Genomic DNA, 18,703 nt, shown 5'->3' with positions numbered 1-18,703 from the left:
GATTGAAAGGATAGTTAATAAATAAGGAAATCAACATGCGCTACTCTGCTTTAACGCTTTTAGTGCCATGCGCGCTGGTGCTCAGCGCCTGCACAACGCCGGTCACGCCAGCCTTTAAGGATATCGGAACCCGCAGCGGCCCTTGTATTGAGGGTGGCCCGGATGCCGTGGCGCAACAATTTTATGATTACCGTATTCAGCATCACGGTAATGACCTGACCGCCCTGCGCCCGTACCTGAGCGATAATCTGGCGAAACTACTCACCGACGCTTCGCGCGATCCGCAGCACAACGCCCTGCTGTCATCCGATCCGTTCTCCAGCCGCGCCACGCTGCCGGACAGCGCCGACGTCGCCAGCGCGTCCACCATACCGAATACCGACGCACGCAATATTCCCCTGCGCGTGAAGCTCACCCAGGGGACGCAAACCTGGCAGGATGAGGTGCTGATGATCCGTGAAGGCCAGTGCTGGGCAATAGACGATGTGCGCTACATTGGCGGCAGCGTTCATGCCCCGGCGGGCACCCTTCGCCAGTCGATCGAGAACCGCTAACGCCTCCGTTCAATAAACGTTAACCCCGTAAAATGTCCGGCATTTCCTGCGGAATGCCGACATTTATACTCGCCCCCCATTCCCGTCGCTATTTTGTGCTATGTTTAAGAGGAAACACGGGTTATATTTAACTTTTAACGCAGAAATATTGCATAACTATTCTGTCAACGGTACTATCTGCGGCCTCAATTGCTATAGATTGCCTGGATGAGTAAAGACTGCCCCGATGAGTATTAAACTAAACGGCATTAACTGCTTCTACGGCGCACACCAGGCGCTGTTCGACATTACGCTGAGTTGCCCGGAGGGCGAAACGCTGGTTTTGCTCGGCCCAAGCGGCGCGGGAAAAAGCTCCCTTCTGCGTGTTCTTAATCTGCTTGAAATGCCCCGTTCGGGGACGCTGGCCATCGCCGGTAACCATTTTGACTTCGCGAAAACCCCGTCTGATAAAGCGATTCGTGAACTGCGTCAAAACGTGGGCATGGTTTTCCAGCAATACAATCTCTGGCCGCATCTGACGGTGGTGCAAAACCTGATTGAAGCCCCGTGCCGCGTGCTTGGCTTAAGCAAAGACCAGGCGATGGCGCGTGCGGAAAAGCTGCTGGAACGTCTGCGTCTGAAACCGTACAGCGACCGGTATCCTTTACACCTCTCTGGTGGTCAGCAACAGCGTGTGGCGATCGCCCGTGCGCTGATGATGGAGCCGGCGGTGCTGCTGTTTGACGAGCCAACCGCGGCGCTGGACCCGGAAATTACCGCCCAGATCGTGAGCATTATTCGTGAGCTGGCGGAAACCAACATTACCCAGGTCATCGTGACCCACGAGGTGGAAGTGGCGCGCAAAACCGCCAGCCGCGTGGTCTATATGGAAAACGGGTATATCGTTGAGCAGGGTGACGCAAGCTGCTTCACTAACCCGCAAACCGATGCCTTCAAAAACTATTTATCTCACTGATGTGTTAGGGAAATTATAATGAAAAAAGTATTGATTGCCGCGCTGCTTGCTAGCGTCAGCCTTTCCGCTACCGCAGCCCAGACCATCCGTTTCGCCACTGAAGCGTCCTACCCTCCGTTTGAATCCATTGATGCGAACAACAAGATTGTTGGCTTCGACGTGGACCTGGCAAACGCCCTGTGTAAAGAGATCGACGCGACCTGTACCTTCAGCAACCAGGCGTTCGACAGCCTGATCCCAAGCCTGAAGTTCCGCCGTATCGACGCCGTAATGGCCGGAATGGACATCACTCCGGAGCGAGAAAAGCAGGTTCTGTTCACCACCCCTTACTATGACAACTCGGCCCTGTTCATCGGTCAGAAAGGTAAATACGCCTCCGTTGACCTGCTGAAAGGCAAGAAAGTCGGCGTGCAGAACGGCACCACGCACCAGAAATTCATCATGGATAAGCATCCGGAAATCACCACCGTGCCGTATGACAGCTACCAGAATGCGAAGCTGGACCTGCAAAACGGTCGTATCGATGCGGTGTTCGGGGACACGGCTGTCGTGACCGAATGGCTGAAAGCGAACGACAAGCTGGCCGCCGTGGGTGACAAGGTGACCGATAAAGACTACTTCGGTACAGGTCTGGGTATTGCCGTACGTCAGGGCAATACCGAGTTGCAGCAGAAATTCAACGCTGCGCTGGAAAAAGTGAAGAAAGACGGCACCTACGAAACCATCTACAAAAAATGGTTCCAGAAGTAATTCCTGATGAATGAAATTTTTCCTTTAGCAAGCGCCGCCGGGATGACCGTCGGCCTTGCCGTTTGTGCACTGATTATCGGCCTCGTACTGGCGATGTTCTTTGCGGTGTGGGAGTCCGTTAAGTGGCGCCCTGTCGCATGGCTCGGTTCAGCGCTGGTGACTGTGCTGCGTGGACTGCCGGAAATTCTGGTGGTCCTGTTTATCTATTTCGGCTCCTCACAGCTGCTGTTAACGCTGTCGGACGGCTTCACGATTAATCTCGGCTTTGCGCAGATCCCGGTGCAGATGCAGATTGAGAACTTCGACGTCAGCCCGTTCCTGTGCGGCGTGATTGCGCTCTCCCTGCTCTATTCGGCCTATGCGTCACAAACGCTGCGCGGCGCGCTGAAAGCGGTACCGCAGGGTCAATGGGAATCCGGCCAGGCGCTGGGTCTGTCGAAAGCGGCGATCTTCTTCCGCCTGGTGATGCCGCAGATGTGGCGTCATGCCCTGCCAGGGCTGGGTAATCAGTGGCTGGTGCTGCTGAAAGATACCGCGCTGGTGAGCCTGATCAGCGTGAACGATTTGATGTTGCAAACCAAAAGTATCGCCACCCGTACGCAGGAGCCGTTTACCTGGTACATCGTCGCGGCGGCTATCTACCTGGTGATCACGTTGCTGAGCCAGTACGTTCTGAAGCGTATTGATCTGCGCGCAACGCGTTTTGAACGGAGACCAGGCTGATGCTGGATTATTTACCCGAACTGATGAAAGGGCTGCACACCAGCCTGACGCTGACCGTCGCGTCTATCATCGTGGCGCTGATCCTGGCGCTGATCTTCACCATCGTCCTGACGCTGAAAACGCCGGTGCTGGTGTGGATTGTACGTGGCTACATTACGCTCTTTACCGGAACGCCGCTGCTGGTGCAGATCTTCCTGATTTACTACGGCCCGGGCCAGTTCCCGTCGTTACAGGAATATCCGGTTATCTGGCATCTGCTCTCTGAGCCATGGCTCTGCGCCCTGATTGCCCTCTCCCTGAACAGCGCGGCCTATACCACGCAGCTGTTCTACGGTGCCATTCGCGCGATCCCGGAAGGCCAGTGGCAGTCCTGCGGGGCGCTGGGCATGAGCAAGAAGGATACGCTGGCGATCCTGCTGCCTTATGCCTTTAAGCGCGCCCTCTCTTCCTATTCCAACGAAGTCGTGCTGGTGTTCAAAAGTACCTCCCTGGCCTACACCATCACCCTGATGGAAGTGATGGGCCACGGACAGCTGCTGTACGGACGCACCTACGACGTGATGGTGTTCGGTGCGGCGGGTCTGGTCTATCTGGTGGTCAACGGTCTGCTGACCCTGATGATGCGACTTATCGAGCGTAAGGCGCTGGCGTTTGAGCGCAGAAATTAATCGACTTAATGCATAAAGCTGTTGTTACGGTGCGGGTAACCTGATGGGTTATCCGCATTTTTTTATGCATTAAATAATATTTAATCATATTTATTGCATATAAATTCATTGAGTGGCATTGTACATCCATGCCGCAGACACGGCGCATAATGAAAAGACAGACGGGAGCATTACAATGAAAAAGTTAGTTCTGGCCGCATTACTCGCGACCTTCGCCGCTGGCGCATCCGCCGCCGATAAAATCAATTTCGGCGTTTCTGCCACCTATCCGCCGTTTGAATCGCTGGATGCCAGCAACCAGATCGTCGGCTTCGACATCGACCTGGCGAAAGCGCTGTGCAAGCAGATGCAGGCCGACTGCACTTTTACTAACCACGCGTTTGACAGCCTGATCCCGTCCCTGAAATTTAAAAAGTACGACGCGGTGATCTCCGGCATGGACATCACGCCAGAGCGCAGCAAGCAGGTCGCGTTCACCGACCCGTACTACGCGAACTCTGCGGTGGTGATTGCGAAAAAAGGAGCTTATAAATCTTTCGACGAGCTGAAAGGCAAGCGCATCGGCATGGAGAACGGCACTACGCACCAGAAATACCTCCAGGACAAGCATCCTGAAGTGAAAACCGTGGCCTACGACAGCTACCAGAACGCCATTATCGACCTGAAAAATGGCCGTATTGATGGCGTATTTGGCGACACCGCGGTCGTGAATGAGTGGCTGAAAACCAACCCGCAGCTGGGGACAGCGACGGAGAAAGTGACCGATCCACAGTATTTCGGCACTGGCCTCGGCATTGCGGTACGTCCGGATAACAAAGCCCTGCTTGAGAAACTGAACGGCGCGCTGAAAGCGATCAAAGCTGACGGCACATACCAGAAAATCAGCGAGCAGTGGTTCCCGCAATAACCTTTTTTGCCGGGTGACCTGGCCTACGGGGGTGGTCTGTAGGCCGGGTAAGGCGAAGCCGCCACCCGGCAATTTCCTAAAGCGGCACAAAGAACCTGAACCGCGCCCCGCTCACGGACTCCATCAGCCTGATCCCCCCGCCGTGAAGCTCCAGCATTCTTTTCACGATTAACAGCCCTAACCCGCCCCGGTGCTCCCGCGAGGCCTGCGGATTTAACGCTGACGGTCGCTGGAACAGATCGTCCCGTAATGCGACATCAACACCCGTTCCGCTGTCGGCAACTTCAACCTGCAACCGATCGTTCTCCTGCCATACCGCCAGACGAATGTCTCCGCCTGCTGGGGTATGGCGTATCGCATTATCCAGCAGATTCGTCACCACCCGTTCAATCATGGAGACATCGGCGAACACCTGCGGCAGCGGACCCGGCACGTCAATGTGCAGATTTAACTCGCGCGTGCGGGCAGCGAGTTCAAACTTCTGCGCCACGTCGGAAATCAGTTCAGCCATGGCAAAACGCTCGCGCTGGGGCTTGATGCCGCCGTGCTCAAGACGCGCCAGCTCGAACAGCTGCTGCGACAGATGGCGTACCTTTTGCCCCTGACGCAGCGCGGTAGCGAGGTACTGCTGATGCTCCTGCGGCGACAGCGTGGCGGATTTCAGCGACAGCGTTTCCAGATAACCCAGCAGCGACGTCAGCGGGGTGCGTAAGTCGTGGGAAATGTTGGCGATAAACTCCCGGCGCTGGCGGTCGCTGTCGGCCAGCCGATCCCACTGAGAGGTGATTTTGCGCGCCAGCTCGATAAAGGTATTACGCAGGATCGCCACTTCATCCTGGCCGGCAGGCTCAAGCGGCTGGGCCGCCAGCTGCTTAATCGCGCTGATGCTGTCCTGCTCCAGCCCGGCCACGTCCAGCGTGAGCTGTTTAACCGGGCGCGTCACCCAGTACCAGAGCAACACCCCCGCCAGCAGACCAAACAGCGCCACCAGCAGCATCGACCACAGCGCCGTACTCCAGAGCGCTTTGTGCCAGGCCATCTCCGCCAGCGCGTTGGACTCCTCCCCCTGCAAAATAATGTACAGATACCCCTTCAGCTCACCGTCCTGTCGCAGCGGGGTGGCGCTGAAGACTTTCTTATTCTGGCTTCGGGGATCGTCGCCAAACACCGGCATCACCGTCCCGCCCAGGAAATTCTGTATCGGCGCGAGGTCAATTTTTTGTCGCTTAATGTGCCCCGGCGGGGCGGCATCGGCCAGGATATCGCCATCTGGCGAGACAACATACAGTTCGACGCTCGGATTAAAGGTCATCAGCCGGTCGAACAGCGGTTTTAGGGCGCTGCGATCCACCCTGCCCTGCGCATCCAGAATCGCTTCCCGCTGCACAATCTGCTGCGCCAGCCCGCCGGAGAGCCGCTGCACCATCGCGTTGCCGTACTGCATGCTACTGTAGAGCTGCACCGCACAGGCGACGGTGGCGCAGAGCAGCAGTAACACCGTAAACAGCAGCGTCAGGCGCTGGCTCAGGCTAAAGCGACGCATCATGATCCTGCTCCGCAAATTTGTAGCCTTTGCCCCAGACGGTGCGAACGATCTCCGGCTCGGCCGCATCTTTCTCTATTTTGATGCGCAGGCGGTTAATGTGGGTGTTGACGGTGTGTTCGTAGCCTTCGTGCTGATACCCCCACACCTGCTCCAGCAGTGCCAGCCGCGAAAAGACCTCCCCGGGATGGCGGGCAAAGAAATAGAGCAGTTCAAATTCGCGCGGGGTGAGATCGACGTGCTGGCCGTTAAGACGCACGGTGCGCGCCAGCGGATCGATAGTCAGTCCGTGCGCCTGAATAATGCCGTCCGTCTGCGCCTGGCCCATCGCCTGCTGACGGCGAAACAGCGCCTTAATGCGGGCAATCAGCTCCTGCACCGAGAAAGGTTTTGCCAGATAATCATCCGCCCCGGTTTCCAGGCCGGTAATACGGTCAGTTTCACTGCTGCGGGCGCTAATGATGATAATGGGCAGGTAGCGGGTCATCTGGCGGATACGGCGGCAAATCTCCAGACCATCAACATTCGGCAGCATCAGATCGAGGATCACCGCGTCCCACGGCTGAGTTTCAAGACGCTGTAAGGCGTTGCCCCCGTCGGGCTCGTGGGTAATGGCGTAGCCTTCATCTTCCAGGTTAAGACGCAGGAGTGCCGCGATATCGTGGTCATCTTCTACCAGCAGGATCTGCTTCATGGGTAAGCCTTCAATCATTTGTTATGACGTAAGCTTACCTGATTTCGAGCGGGGGAAGAGTTCACATTTTGTTGAACATTGTGCGGGGTTTATGCCGGGTGACGGCTTCGCCTTACCCGGCCTGCGCTTTGGTTAACAACGTGAGCTGACAGGCTATTTTGCCGACCAGTTGAAAGCGCCACGCTGGCTTAAAACAGAGACGGGAGTCGCATTACTGGGTTGAGCAAACAAAGCCGGGTGGCGGCTACGCCTTACCCGGCCTACTCCGGATCGTAGGCCCGGTAAGCGCAGCGCCACCGGGCGATGTTGAGGATTAGCGCGTTTTCACCAACAACGTCAGCACTTCATAATGGGCGGTATGCGGGAACATATCGAAAAGCTGCACGCGTTCAATGCGGTAGCCCGGTAGATGAGCGATATCCTTCGCCATGGTCTGCGCGTTACAGCTGGAGTAGACAATGTACTCCGGCGCCATCTGGCTCAGGTAGTCGCAGAGCGCCTGGCCGATACCCCGGCGCGGCGGGTTCACCAGCACCAGCTCCGGCACGTTGCCCTGTCCGGTGGCGAACCGGGTCGAGTCCAGCGCCTGAAAGTGCAGATTCGTCAGCTCCAGCTCTGCGGCGGACTGCTTCGCGCAGGCAATCGCTTCGGCGGAGATCTCAATTCCGGTGAGCAGCATGTCTGGCGTGGCACAGTGCAGGCCAAAGCCGCCGACGCCGCAGAACAGATCCCACATGTGATGAACCTGTAACGCACGCACCCAGTCGCGCGCGGTGGCATACAGCGCGCTGGCGACGGTGGGGTTAGTCTGAAAGAAGCTTTGCGGACGGATCCACAGCGGCACGCCGTTAAAGCTCTCCGCCAGCGCATACTGTTCGGTGAAGAAAATCTCTTTTTCCCCTTCCATGATCGCCATATGCACCGGCTGAATATTCGCGGTGATAACCTTGAGCTGCGGAAGCTGTTCCTGCAACCCCGGAAGCGCCGCGCGCAGCTGCTCCAGCTTGTTTTCCGAACGCAGCACAAAGCGCAGCATCATCCCGCCGTCGATCTGGCTTTCGGTCAGCAGAAGGTATTTCAGCTCGCCGCGCCTGCGGGCAACGTTATAGGGCGTTAACCCCGCCCGGGCGATAAACGGTTTCAGCGCGCTAAACACCGGCTCAAACGAGGCGGGATATAGCGGGCAGTCGGTTAAATCTTCCGGCGTGCCGTCGCGGTGCAGCATCCCCAGCAGCGGCTTTTCAACGCTGCCGCTGACCACCATTTTGGCTTTATTGCGAAAGCCCTGTTCCGGGCCACTGACGGGTGCGCACCACTCGCCCACCGCATGTGCTGTCAGCAGCTGTTGCAGGTCGGCCATTTTGGCGGTGAGTTGTTGAGAGACCGGCTGTTCTATCCACTGACAGGAGCGGCAGCGTCCGGCGTCATAGAGTGCGCACTGCATATGAAAACCTTAAGAAACACGAGGGCTGCGATTATACACATTATTGCAGGCGGAAGAACCGCCGACTGGAAGCCGGGAGATAAAGCAGGCAGAGCACCAGCATATCCGGCAGTTTTTGCATCACCAGTGAATGGAAAATCTCGCGTCGCGACTCACCGGGTATGCTGAACAGCTCCGGATAGCCATAGCCCAGCGAGGCGGCCCACAGGTAGCCTGCGGCGGTGATCTGCGTAAGCAGATACACCCAGCGCGCCCAGTTACGTCCTTTCACCAGCGAGAACGCACAGTAGATCTCAATAAACACCAGCATCAGGCTGCTGAGAAACACCAGCGTCAGATTCCACGTCTGCGCGCTGCGGTGAATAAATTCCCCCATTCCGCGCGGACCCAGCGTGTTCATTATCATCAGCACATCCAGGCAGCGGATCATAATAATGGCGAGCGCCGCCACCTGCACCAGTGCAGGGACGTTCGGACGAGCGTGCGAATGACGTGTTTTTTGTAAGAATCCCAATGTTTTTACTTCCCTGAAAAACAGTGCCGCGTCATACGCGGCACATCACTGGAAATAGTAATTCCTTCAGCCGCGTCTTGCACGCTGGATATCGCGCACACGCTGTTTTTCCGCGCGCGCCATCAAATACCAGGCGATAAATCCGACAATTCCGACCACGCCAAGGATGATGGACGCCAGGGCGTTGATCTCCGGATTCACCCCCATCCGCACGCTGGAGAAGACCAGCATCGGCAGCGTCGTCGCGCCCGGCCCCGACACAAAGCTGGCGATAACCAGATCGTCGAGCGAGAGCGTGAACGCCAGCAGCCAGCCGGAGATCACCGCCGGCATAATCATCGGCAGCGTGATGATGAAAAAGACCTTCAGCGGCGTTGCGCCGAGATCCATCGCCGCCTCTTCAATGGAGCGATCCAGCTCGCGCAGCCGCGAGGAGATCACCACCGCCACATACGCCGTACAGAAGGTGACATGTGCCAGCCAGATGGTGAGCATCCCGCGATCCGCTGGCCAGCCGATGGCGTGCGCCAGCGCGACAAACAGCAGCAGCAGCGACAGGCCGGTGATCACGTCCGGCATGACCAGCGGGGCGGTGATCATAAACGCGAAACCATTCGCCCCGCGGAAACGGCCAAAGCGCACCATCACCAGCGCGGCGATAGTGCCCAGCACGCAGGCCATCGTCGCCGCCAGCGCCGCAATGGTCAGGCTCAGCCCCACCGCGCTCATCATCGCATCATCGTGGAACAGCTCGCTGTACCAGCGCGTCGACCAGCCCGCCCAGACGGTGACCAGCTTAGAGCTGTTGAACGAGTAGATCACCAGCATCAGCATTGGCGCATACAGGAAGGTAAAGCCGATAATCAGGATCGCAATTCGCCACGGGGAGCGTACTACCGGTAAGTTGTTCATCCGTGGTCTCCCATCTGTTTCTGCTGATGTTTGTGGAACCACATGATCGGCACGATCAGCAGCAGTAACATGACGATCGCCACCGCCGAGGCCACCGGCCAGTCGCGGTTATTGAAGAACTCCTGCCACAGCACGCGGCCAATCATGATGCTGTCCGGGCCGCCGAGCAGTTCCGGGATCACAAACTCCCCGACCGCCGGGATAAACACCAGCATCGATCCGGCGATGATCCCGCCTTTGGTGAGCGGCACAATGACGCTGAAGAAAGTCTTCAACGGGCGTGCGCCGAGATCCAGCGAGGCTTCCACCAGCGAGTAATCGATTCGCGTCAGCGCCGTATAGATCGGCAGCACCATAAACGGCAGATAGGCATAGACAATCCCGATATACACCGCAAGGTTGGTGTGCAGGATCGTCAGCGGCTGGTCGATGACCCCAAGCCACAGCAGGAAATTATTCAATATGCCGTTATTCTTCAGGATCCCCATCCACGCGTACACGCGGATCAGGAACGACGTCCACGACGGTAAAATGACCAACAGCAGTAAAATATTTCGCGTCGACGGCTTGCTGTGCGCCACTGCCCACGCCAGCGGGTAGCCCATCAACAAGCAGCAAATCGTAGAAATAGCCGCAACCTGTAACGACTGCAAATAGGCTTCGAAATAGAGCGGATCGTCGGTCAGTTGCAGGAAATTACCGAGGTTTAAGGTCAGCGTCAGCTGCCCGTCGGCCCACTCCCACAGATCGGTATACGGTGGGATCGCCCGCGCCATCTCCGCCAGGCTGATCTTAAAGACGATCAGGAACGGCAGCAGAAACAGCAGGATCAGCCAGATATAGGGCATGGCGATGACCAGCTTGCGGCCATGCGCCATCTGCATGCGCGCCAGCCAGAGCGCGAAACCGCCCGGTTTTTTGACGCGGGCTGGTGGTTCAAATGTGCTCATGGCCGCTCCTTATACCGTCAGGACTACGCAACTGTCCGCATCCCAGCAGAGGCTCACTTCGTCGCCCCAGGTTGGCTGTCCCTTGCGATACCGGTGTTCGTTCTGTAACTGGGCGCTGAGCATCTGGCCGCTTTTCAGGCGCACATGGTAAATCGACAGATCGCCGAGATAGGCAATGTGCACCACTTCGCCCACGGCAAAGTTATAGCCATCGGCGGGCGGCTCATCGCAAAGCATGATTTTTTCCGGGCGCAGGGCAACGTAAACCGGCACGTTGTCCACCACGGAGTTATCAGAATCAACCTTCAGCGGGTGCACCAGCCCCGGCGATTCAATCACCAGACCGTCGTCCTGGCGTTCCTTCAGTAGCCCTTCGAAGACGTTCACCGAGCCGATGAACTCCGCGCTGTAGCGGGTTGTCGGGTGTTCATAGATCTCTTCCGGCTCGCCGATCTGCACGAACTTACCGCGATTCATGATCGCAATGCGCCCGGCCATGGTCATCGCCTCTTCCTGGTCATGAGTCACCATCACGCAGGTCACCCCCACGCGCTCGAGGATATCCACCACTTCCAGCTGCATCCGGTCGCGCAGCTTTTTATCCAGCGCGCCCATCGGCTCGTCGAGCAGTAATAATTTTGGACGCTTCGCCAGACTTCTTGCCAGCGCCACGCGCTGACGCTGGCCGCCGGAAAGCTGATGCGGCTTACGCTTCGCAAACTCCTGCATATGCACCAGGCTCAGCATCTCTGCCACGCGCGCGGTGATTTCGGCTTTCGGCAGTTTGTCCTGCTTCAGGCCGAAGGCGATGTTCTGCTCAACGGTCATGTGCGGGAACAGGGCATAGGACTGGAACATCATGTTTATGGGCCGCTGGTACGGCGGCACGCTGGAGAGGTCTACCCCATCCAGCACGATCTGCCCGGCGGTAGGCTGTTCAAAGCCTGCCAGCATACGCAGCAGTGTGGATTTGCCGCAGCCCGATGCGCCGAGCAAAGCAAAAATTTCACCTTTGTAGATCGTCAGGCTGACATCGTCCACGGCATGCTGGCCGTCGAAGGATTTGGTGAGGTTACGAATTTCAAGAAGCGGGGTCAGCGCTTTACGGACTTTCGCCTGCGGGCGGGGGATCGCGTCATTCACGGGGTGTTCTCCGGCATAGATCAACACTGGTGCAAACGCACCGTCAGGGTGCGCATCGCCGGGCGGCGCTAACGCTTGCCCGGCCTACGGGATCTGTCGGCCCGGTAAGCGACAGCGCCACCGGGCAACGATATCAAACGCCGTTACTTACCGCTTTTCACCTTGGTCCACGCGCGGGTACGCACACGGTCAATTTTCGGTTCCTGCACTTTCAGGGTGAAGAGCTTGGCAAACACATCGGCTGGCGGATAGATCGCCGGATTATTGCGGATTTCTTCGCTCACCAGCGGCACGGAGGCCTTGTTACCGTTGGCGTAGTAGACATGGTCGCTGATGTGGGCAATCACCTCCGGACGCATCAGGTAGTTGAGGAACTGATACGCTTCCTCTTTATTTTTCGCATCAGCCGGCATCGCGAAGACGTCGAAGAACGCCAGCGCCCCCTCCTTCGGAATGAAGTAGGAAACATTCACACCGTTTTTGGCCTCTTTCGCGCGGTTCGCCGCCTGCCAGACATCGCCCGCCCAGCCGATGGCCACGCAGATATCCCCGTTAGCCAGGTCGTTGATGTACTGAGAGGAGTGGAAGTAGCGAATATTCGGACGCAGCTTCAGGAGCAGGTCGGTTGCCGGACCGGTGTAGTCGTCAGCCTTGCTGCTGTTAGGATCTTTGCCGAGATAGTTAAGCACGGTGGCGAAAATCTCTTCCGGCGCATCGAGGAAAGAGACGCCGCAGCTTTTCAGCTTCTCGAGGTTTTCCGGCTTCAGCACCACGTCCCAGCTGTCCAGCTTGACGTCCGGGCCCAGCGCCGCTTTGACTTTATCCACGTTATAGCCAATACCGGTGGTCGCCCACAGGTAAGGCATCGCGTATTTATTCTCCGGATCGTGCTTCGCCACCAGCTTCAGCACGTCCGGATCGAGGTTTTTCCAGTTCGGTAATTTGCTCTTGTCCAGCGGCTGGAAGACACCGGCGGTCAGCTGACGCTCCAGGAAGCTTGCCGACGGCACCACCAGATCGAAACCGGTGCTGCCCGCCATCAGTTTGCCTTCCAGCACTTCGTTGGAATCGAATACGTCGTAGACAACCTTAATGCCGGTCTCTTTTTCAAAATTCGCGACGGTGTCCGGCGCAATATAGTCAGACCAGTTATAGACGTGCAGCGTTTTTTGTTCCGCAGCGAGCGTGCCGGCAGAGACGGCCATCAGAGCACCCGCAACCAGACCCGATAACCATTTTTTATTCAAGGCGATCATATTGTTATTCCTTCTGAAAGTTCGTTAACAAACGAACCAAAACTGTGCAGCTTGAAGATATGCAATAATCATGCATAGTTTGTCGCTCTGCCCGAAATAAAATACCCCCCTCTTCCCGGCAGGTTCCGCTCGCTTTTTTAAGCACCGCAAGAATAACTGTAGCCCGTGTCTCCGGCTATAGCCCAGACGAAAAAACGCCTTTTATCAATTTTTTATGCAGATTATGTCTACGTGATAAGCCGAAACGGCCGGAGAGGAGGTGAAAAACTCTTTAAAGAAAGGTTAAAAGCAGCAGAAAAAACGGTGTTATGCAGCCGCTCTGGCAGCGACTGCGCAAAAGTCAGACAGGCTTAGTGGAGAAAATTGGGAGATGCATCATTATTCTCGGCATCATCTTCCGCGCTATACAGCAGGTGATGTGCGTTGGCTTCCATCATTACCATTGAAATTTGCTCTTCGCTCAGGCGCATAAACCAGGCGAATTGCTTGAAGGAGAGCCCCGCGCCGGAGAATAAAGACTGGCAAACCACCAGCTTTGGCAGATTATCATCCTGTATGTCGAGAAACGCTTTCACCGTCAAAGAACTGGCGTTGATCGCTGACAGATCAGACGCCAGCGCCAGCAGCGCAGAAGGCTTTACTTCAGCCAGCGCCGAGAACAGGATCACGTCGTTAATCAGATCGATTTTGGCATCGAAAATGCCATCGAAATTTTGCATGTGAGGCAGATGCAGCGCCTGGCAGGAGTCGCATTCGAAGAAAGTAATACCGGCATCATCGAGCCATTGACGTAACGTATCCAGTGTAGGTACGACCTGTAAATCCATCGCTGTGCAGCCTCTTAAATAAAAACGTTGTCCAGATTACGCAAAAAGTGCGCGCCGATCCATTTAACCGCCCGTTTTCAGGCAAAATCCCGGCGTCGCATGGCGTTCAATCCATGCGATCATTTTACCTGCAATATCGACGCCTGTGGTTTTTTCCACCCCTTCCAGCCCCGGCGAGGCGTTGACTTCCATCACCAGCGGCCCGCGCCCGGCACGCAGCAGATCGACCCCCGCCACGTCCAGGCCCAGCGTCTGCGCTGCTTTCACCGCAATCTCGCGCTCGCGCTCGCTAATAAGGGCCACCCGCGCGATACCGCCGCGGTGCAGGTTAGAGCGGAAGTCGCCCTCTTTTGCCTGCCGCTCTATGGCGGCCACCACCTCATCGCCCACCACAAAGCAGCGGATGTCGCACCCGTTGGCCTCTTTAATATACTCCTGCACCAGAATATGGGCATTCAGACCGCGAAACGCGTCGATCACGCTTTCCGCCGCCTGACGCGTCTCCGCCAGTACCACCCCAATACCCTGCGTACCTTCCACCAGCTTAATAACCAGCGGCGCACCGCCCACCATGTCGATTAAATCGCTGGTGTCGTCCGGGGAGTGGGCAATCCCGGTGACGGGCAGATCGATCCCCTGGCGCGCCAGCAGTTGCAGCGAGCGCAGCTTATCGCGGGCGCGGGAGATCGCCACGGACTCGTTGAGCGGATAGCTTCCCAGCATTTCAAACTGGCGCAGCGCAGCCGTACCGTAATAGGTGATCTGGGAGCCAATGCGGGGAATTACCGCATCAAAATGCGGGAGTTTGCGGCCTTTGTAATGAATCGACGACGCCGCAGGGTCGATGTTCATATAGCAGGACATCGGATCGAGGATCTCAATCTGATGTCCGCGTTTCGCCGCCGCTTCTCGCAGGCGTTTACATGAATAGAGCGTTCCATCCCGGGACAATATGGCAATTTTCACCCTGCACCTCTCTAAAGACATGGTAAAAGCCTGCCTATCATACACGAGGCGCAGGAGGAATGGACTACCGCGTTGCCCAGCCCTGTTTGTGCAGGTAATCGAGAATGAACGGGCGGTTCTCCTTAATGATGGTGCGACGAATATGGTCGCTCCAGGTGTCGCGGCGGTTGTTGCTGTCGCGCGTCAGATAGTAGTTCGCCAGCTCTTCATCGTATTGATGCAGAACGTCCTGGTCGACCGGCTGGTAGTGGTTTTCATGCACCAGCATCGCAGCAGGAATGCGCGGCTTCAGATCCGGGTTATCCGCCGGCCAGCCGAGGCACAGACCAAACAGCGGCAGCACGTGTTTCGGCAGCTTCAGCAGTTCCGTCACGCTTTCGATGTTGTTACGCAGCCCGCCAATATAGACGCCGCCAAGCCCCAGCGATTCCGCCGCCGTGAACGCGTTTTGCGCCATCAGCGCCGTATCCACCACGCCCAGCAGCAGCTGTTCCGCCAGCCCCAGCTCGGCCTCGGGGCAGATTTGCAGATGACGGTTAAAATCGGCGCAGAACACCCAGAACTCAGCCGCCTGGGCAACGTGCTTTTGTCCGCCCGTCAGCGTTACCAGCTGCTCACGCATCGCCGGATCGGTGATGCGGATAATGGAGCTGCACTGCAAAAAGCTGGAGCTGGAGGTGCCTCTTGCGCTGTCGATGATCGCTTCCCGCTGCGCCTGGGTAATCGGCTCATCGGTGAAATGGCGAATGGAACGGTGGGAACGAAGCAGGTCAATGGTTGGCGTCATTTTGTCTCTCTTTGTGTTGCGTAAAACGTATGGCAGCCAGTATAGGCAATGATCCACCTGATGTAATTGGCGAAACATAGCCTGACTGTATCAAAGTGACAGGTGAAACCTTCTTTCCATGACGGCAGGTTATCGTGCACTATAGGCGCCATTCGCCGTCAGGCTTGTTTTTTGAGGAGAGAGAAATGTTTGCAGTAATTTTTGGTCGTCCAGGATGCCCTTACTGTGTACGCGCGAAAGAGCTGGCAGAGAAACTGACTGAAGAACGTGATGATTTCAACTTCCGTTACGTGGATATCCACGCGGAAGGCATCACTAAAGCCGATCTGGAAAAAACCGTGGGTAAACCGGTTGAAACCGTGCCGCAGATCTTCCTCGATCAGAAACACATCGGCGGCTGCACCGATTTTGAGGCCTACGCCAAAGAACACCTGGGCCTGTTTGCGGCTCAGTAATGCGAAGACGCCCTCACCCTGAGGGCGTCTTTATTTACGGTGCTTCCTCTGTTGCAGCAGGCTGCGCGTAAATAAGAAACAGAGCGCGCCCAGCGCACACCAGAAAACGCCACTCAGTAGCCACGCCACTTCCTGCCAGACGCTTCTCGACGAGAGAAACAGCACGCGCATCAGAAGCAGGCAGAGCGGGGCCGCAAGCATTGCCCCAATAAGCGGCATCACCACCTCGCCTTTACGCGAGAGAAAACCAGCGACTACCCCCGGCAGGATGAAGAACAACAGGCCCAGCTCGGGATGACCGGACGCTCTGAAGGCGCCTTTCACGTTAAAAGCGAGCGACATGCAAACGACCGTAAACAGCAAAAAACAGCTGATTACGCCAGCCCAGTTTCGTTTAAAGTTCAAACTATCCTCCTGACTTATCTCTATCAAATACAAAAATCGTCCGGTGGACGCCCAGTCAGATAAAGCAATGCGGCAATCCTTGCCAAAGCACGCACAGAAGTCGTGCGATAATAGGTGGCTGTCGGTAGCTATTACGATTAAACTAACCGACTGCTAGTGTTTAGGGTATTTATCAGGAAGCGGGGAGATGCAAAGTGATTCCCTGACTCTGAAAACAGTAGCCCAAATAGTCCTTTCATTCAACAACTTACTGGTAAACAAGAAGTTAGCCTCCGTGAATATAAACGTCGCAGACTTGTTAAATGGGAATTACATCCTGTTATTATTTGTGGTACTGGCGCTGGGCCTTTGTCTGGGTAAATTACGCCTGGGTTCAGTTCAACTTGGTAATTCCATTGGCGTTTTAGTCGTCTCCCTGTTATTAGGTCAACAACATTTCAGTATTAACACGGACGCGCTTAACTTAGGTTTCATGCTGTTTATTTTTTGCGTAGGCGTGGAAGCCGGTCCGAACTTTTTTTCCATTTTCTTCCGAGACGGCAAAAATTACCTGATGCTGGCGCTGGTGATGGTCGGCAGCGCCCTGCTGATTGCGTCAGGGCTGGGCAAACTGTTTGGCTGGGACATCGGCTTAACGGCCGGTATGCTGGCAGGCTCGATGACCTCCACGCCGGTGCTTGTTGGCGCGGGGGATACGCTTCGTCATTCTGGCATGGCAGGCACGCAGCTTTCCTCCGCGCTGGACAACCTGAGCCTGGGCTATGCCCTGACCTATCTGATTGGTCTGGTGAGCCTGATTGTTGGCGCGCGCTATCTGCCAAAACTTCAGCATCAGGATCTCCAGACCAGCGCCCAGACCATCGCCCGCGAGCGCGGCCTGGACACGGACTCCAAACGTAAAGTTTACCTGCCGGTGATCCGCGCCTACCGCGTCGGGCCGGAGCTGGTTGCCTGGACCGACGGGAAAAACCTGCGCGAGCTGGGGATCTACCGTCAGACCGGCTGCTACATCGAACGTATCCGTCGTAACGGCATTCTGGCAAACCCGGACGGTGACGCGGTGCTCCAGATGGGCGATGACATCGCCCTTGTTGGCTACCCGGACGCCCACGCGCGTCTCGATCCGAGCTTCCGCAACGGGAAAGAGGTGTTTGACCGCGACCTGCTGGACATGCGTATCGTCACCGAAGAGATTGTGGTGAAAAACCACAACGCCGTGGGCCGCCGTCTGGCACAGCTGAAGCTGACCGACCACGGTTGTTTCCTCAACCGCGTGATCCGCAGCCAAATTGAAATGCCTATCGACGATAACGTGGTGCTCAATAAAGGCGATGTGTTGCAGGTCAGCGGCGATGCCCGACGGGTTAAAACCGTTGCCGACCGTATCGGCTTTATCTCGATCCACAGCCAGGTGACGGACCTGTTAGCCTTCTGCGCCTTCTTTATTGTCGGCCTGATGATCGGGATGATAACCTTCCAGTTCAGCAACTTTAGCTTCGGCATTGGTAACGCAGCCGGTCTGCTGTTCGCCGGGATCATGCTGGGCTTCCTGCGAGCGAACCATCCCACCTTCGGCTATATCCCTCAGGGGGCGCTGAACATGGTGAAAGAGTTCGGTCTGATGGTCTTTATGGCGGGTGTCGGATTAAGCGCCGGGAGCGGCATTGGCAACGGCCTGGGCGCGGTCGGCTGGCAAATGTTGGTTTCCGGACTTATCGTCAGCCTGGTACCGGTGGTGATCTGTTTCCTGTTCGGCGCCTACGTGCTGCGCATGAACCGCGCCCTGCTCTTCGGCGCGATGATGGGCGCGCGCACCTGCGCACCGGCGATGGAGATCATCAGCGACACCGCGCGCAGCAATATCCCGGCGCTGGGCTATGCAGGCACGTACGCCATCGCCAACGTGCTGCTGACGCTGGCGGGTACGCTGATCATCATTATCTGGCCAGGACTCGGATAAATCTCAAGTTTGCGTGTAGCTGAAAAAATTTTCGTTACGCGCAGAACTTTTTACGCAGGGTGCAGTCATAACTAGTGCCACTGCTTTTCTTTGATGTCCCCAATTTGTGGAGCCCATCAACCCCGCCGTTTTGGTTCAAGGTTGATGGGTTTTTTGTTGCCTGAATTTTATTAACATTAAAATCAACAGGTTATATTGCATCATCAAGCCCAGTGGCGGCAAAATGGCGACTAAAAAATACATGTATCACCATCTTTCGTTATCCCACCTCTTAACATGCTCAGTGGACG

20 protein-coding genes are annotated in these 18,703 nt (G+C 56.4%); 8 read left to right on the top strand and 12 right to left on the bottom strand.

All coding sequences use genetic code 11. From position 1 onward, the window contains the following. Window positions 1-35: 35 nt before the first annotated feature. The 6 genes from ACOTY5_RS03230 to artJ all read left to right on the top strand — a co-directional run bounded on the left by ACOTY5_RS03230 (window position 36) and on the right by artJ (window position 4,557). Window positions 36-554 carry a lipoprotein gene (locus ACOTY5_RS03230; protein WP_023303369.1) on the top strand — a complete coding sequence of 173 codons (519 nt, stop codon included), beginning with the start codon at window positions 36-38 and terminating at the stop codon, window positions 552-554. A 226-nt stretch (window positions 555-780) separates the two neighbouring features. After that, window positions 781-1,509, top strand: a complete 729-nt coding sequence (gene artP, locus ACOTY5_RS03225; RefSeq protein ID WP_006809439.1) for an arginine ABC transporter ATP-binding protein ArtP — start codon at window positions 781-783, stop codon at window positions 1,507-1,509. 18 nt (window positions 1,510-1,527) lie between these two features. After that, window positions 1,528-2,259, top strand: a complete 732-nt coding sequence (gene artI / locus ACOTY5_RS03220) for an arginine ABC transporter substrate-binding protein ArtI (protein WP_006174322.1) — start codon at window positions 1,528-1,530, stop codon at window positions 2,257-2,259. Between the two features lie 6 nt (window positions 2,260-2,265). Beyond that, window positions 2,266-2,982: an arginine ABC transporter permease ArtQ gene (artQ, locus tag ACOTY5_RS03215; protein ID WP_003858367.1), complete on the top strand. Its 717-nt coding sequence runs from the start codon at window positions 2,266-2,268 to the stop codon at window positions 2,980-2,982. Beyond that, a complete protein-coding gene (gene artM, locus ACOTY5_RS03210) occupies window positions 2,982-3,650 on the top strand; it encodes an arginine ABC transporter permease ArtM (protein WP_003858369.1) in 669 nt (222 codons plus the stop codon). The genes artQ and artM overlap by 1 nt, the downstream gene beginning before the upstream one ends. Before the next feature lie 175 nt (window positions 3,651-3,825). Then, window positions 3,826-4,557 (top strand): arginine ABC transporter substrate-binding protein ArtJ, encoded by a 732-nt coding sequence (gene artJ, locus ACOTY5_RS03205; RefSeq protein ID WP_015571008.1) that lies wholly within the window; start codon window positions 3,826-3,828, stop codon window positions 4,555-4,557. 76 nt (window positions 4,558-4,633) lie between these two features. On the opposite strand, the gene ACOTY5_RS03200 is transcribed toward artJ, so the two are convergent. From ACOTY5_RS03200 to nfsA, 11 genes are all read right to left on the bottom strand, one after another. Further along, the gene (locus ACOTY5_RS03200) at window positions 4,634-6,103 is read right to left on the bottom strand and encodes a sensor histidine kinase (protein WP_045142261.1); all 1,470 of its coding nucleotides are present in this window, start codon (window positions 6,101-6,103) and stop codon (window positions 4,634-4,636) included. Continuing rightward, window positions 6,087-6,794 carry a response regulator transcription factor gene (locus tag ACOTY5_RS03195; RefSeq protein ID WP_045142262.1) on the bottom strand — a complete coding sequence of 236 codons (708 nt, stop codon included), beginning with the start codon at window positions 6,792-6,794 and terminating at the stop codon, window positions 6,087-6,089. The genes ACOTY5_RS03200 and ACOTY5_RS03195 overlap by 17 nt, the downstream gene beginning before the upstream one ends. Before the next feature lie 313 nt (window positions 6,795-7,107). Beyond that, window positions 7,108-8,238, bottom strand: a complete 1,131-nt coding sequence (gene rlmC, locus ACOTY5_RS03190) for a 23S rRNA (uracil(747)-C(5))-methyltransferase RlmC (RefSeq protein WP_045142263.1) — start codon at window positions 8,236-8,238, stop codon at window positions 7,108-7,110. A 40-nt stretch (window positions 8,239-8,278) separates the two neighbouring features. Further along, window positions 8,279-8,776, bottom strand: a complete 498-nt coding sequence (locus tag ACOTY5_RS03185) for a YbjO family protein (protein ID WP_085929694.1) — start codon at window positions 8,774-8,776, stop codon at window positions 8,279-8,281. 42 nt (window positions 8,777-8,818) lie between these two features. Then, on the bottom strand, window positions 8,819-9,664 hold the full coding sequence (gene potI, locus ACOTY5_RS03180) for a putrescine ABC transporter permease PotI (protein ID WP_003858378.1): 846 nt from the start codon (window positions 9,662-9,664) through the stop codon (window positions 8,819-8,821). Beyond that, complete coding sequence (gene potH, locus ACOTY5_RS03175; RefSeq protein WP_045142264.1) at window positions 9,661-10,614, bottom strand: putrescine ABC transporter permease PotH; 954 nt, start codon at window positions 10,612-10,614, stop codon at window positions 9,661-9,663. Before potH ends, potI begins: the two co-directional genes overlap by 4 nt. 9 nt (window positions 10,615-10,623) lie before the next feature. Beyond that, the gene (gene potG / locus ACOTY5_RS03170) at window positions 10,624-11,757 is read right to left on the bottom strand and encodes a putrescine ABC transporter ATP-binding subunit PotG (RefSeq protein WP_017693732.1); all 1,134 of its coding nucleotides are present in this window, start codon (window positions 11,755-11,757) and stop codon (window positions 10,624-10,626) included. 143 nt (window positions 11,758-11,900) lie between these two features. Next, a complete protein-coding gene (gene potF / locus ACOTY5_RS03165) occupies window positions 11,901-13,013 on the bottom strand; it encodes a spermidine/putrescine ABC transporter substrate-binding protein PotF (RefSeq protein WP_015571013.1) in 1,113 nt (370 codons plus the stop codon). Window positions 13,014-13,363: 350 nt separating this feature from the next. After that, a complete protein-coding gene (locus ACOTY5_RS03160) occupies window positions 13,364-13,840 on the bottom strand; it encodes a YbjN domain-containing protein (RefSeq protein WP_003858385.1) in 477 nt (158 codons plus the stop codon). Window positions 13,841-13,903: 63 nt separating this feature from the next. Then, window positions 13,904-14,806 carry a 30S ribosomal protein S6--L-glutamate ligase gene (rimK, locus tag ACOTY5_RS03155; RefSeq protein ID WP_017693733.1) on the bottom strand — a complete coding sequence of 301 codons (903 nt, stop codon included), beginning with the start codon at window positions 14,804-14,806 and terminating at the stop codon, window positions 13,904-13,906. A gap of 64 nt (window positions 14,807-14,870) precedes the next feature. Beyond that, window positions 14,871-15,593: a nitroreductase NfsA gene (nfsA, locus tag ACOTY5_RS03150; RefSeq protein WP_015571015.1), complete on the bottom strand. Its 723-nt coding sequence runs from the start codon at window positions 15,591-15,593 to the stop codon at window positions 14,871-14,873. A 185-nt stretch (window positions 15,594-15,778) separates the two neighbouring features. Here nfsA and ACOTY5_RS03145 point away from each other — a divergent pair, with 185 nt between their 5' ends. Continuing rightward, complete coding sequence (locus ACOTY5_RS03145) at window positions 15,779-16,048, top strand: GrxA family glutaredoxin (RefSeq protein ID WP_006809455.1); 270 nt, start codon at window positions 15,779-15,781, stop codon at window positions 16,046-16,048. 30 nt (window positions 16,049-16,078) lie between these two features. On the opposite strand, the gene ACOTY5_RS03140 is transcribed toward ACOTY5_RS03145, so the two are convergent. Beyond that, a complete protein-coding gene (locus ACOTY5_RS03140; RefSeq protein WP_017384878.1) occupies window positions 16,079-16,453 on the bottom strand; it encodes an inner membrane protein YbjM in 375 nt (124 codons plus the stop codon). 274 nt (window positions 16,454-16,727) lie between these two features. On the opposite strand from ACOTY5_RS03140, the gene ACOTY5_RS03135 reads away from it, so the two are divergent. Then, a complete protein-coding gene (locus tag ACOTY5_RS03135; RefSeq protein WP_045142273.1) occupies window positions 16,728-18,413 on the top strand; it encodes an aspartate:alanine antiporter in 1,686 nt (561 codons plus the stop codon). Window positions 18,414-18,703: the final 290 nt, after the last annotated feature.

The sequence above is a fragment of the Enterobacter cloacae complex sp. SHL018 genome (genome assembly GCF_049237905.1).
In the GTDB taxonomy this organism is placed as follows: Bacteria; Pseudomonadota; Gammaproteobacteria; order Enterobacterales; family Enterobacteriaceae; genus Enterobacter; species Enterobacter hormaechei_C.
Note: the sequence above shows the minus strand (reverse complement) of the source record. Positions and strands in the feature narration are given on the sequence as shown.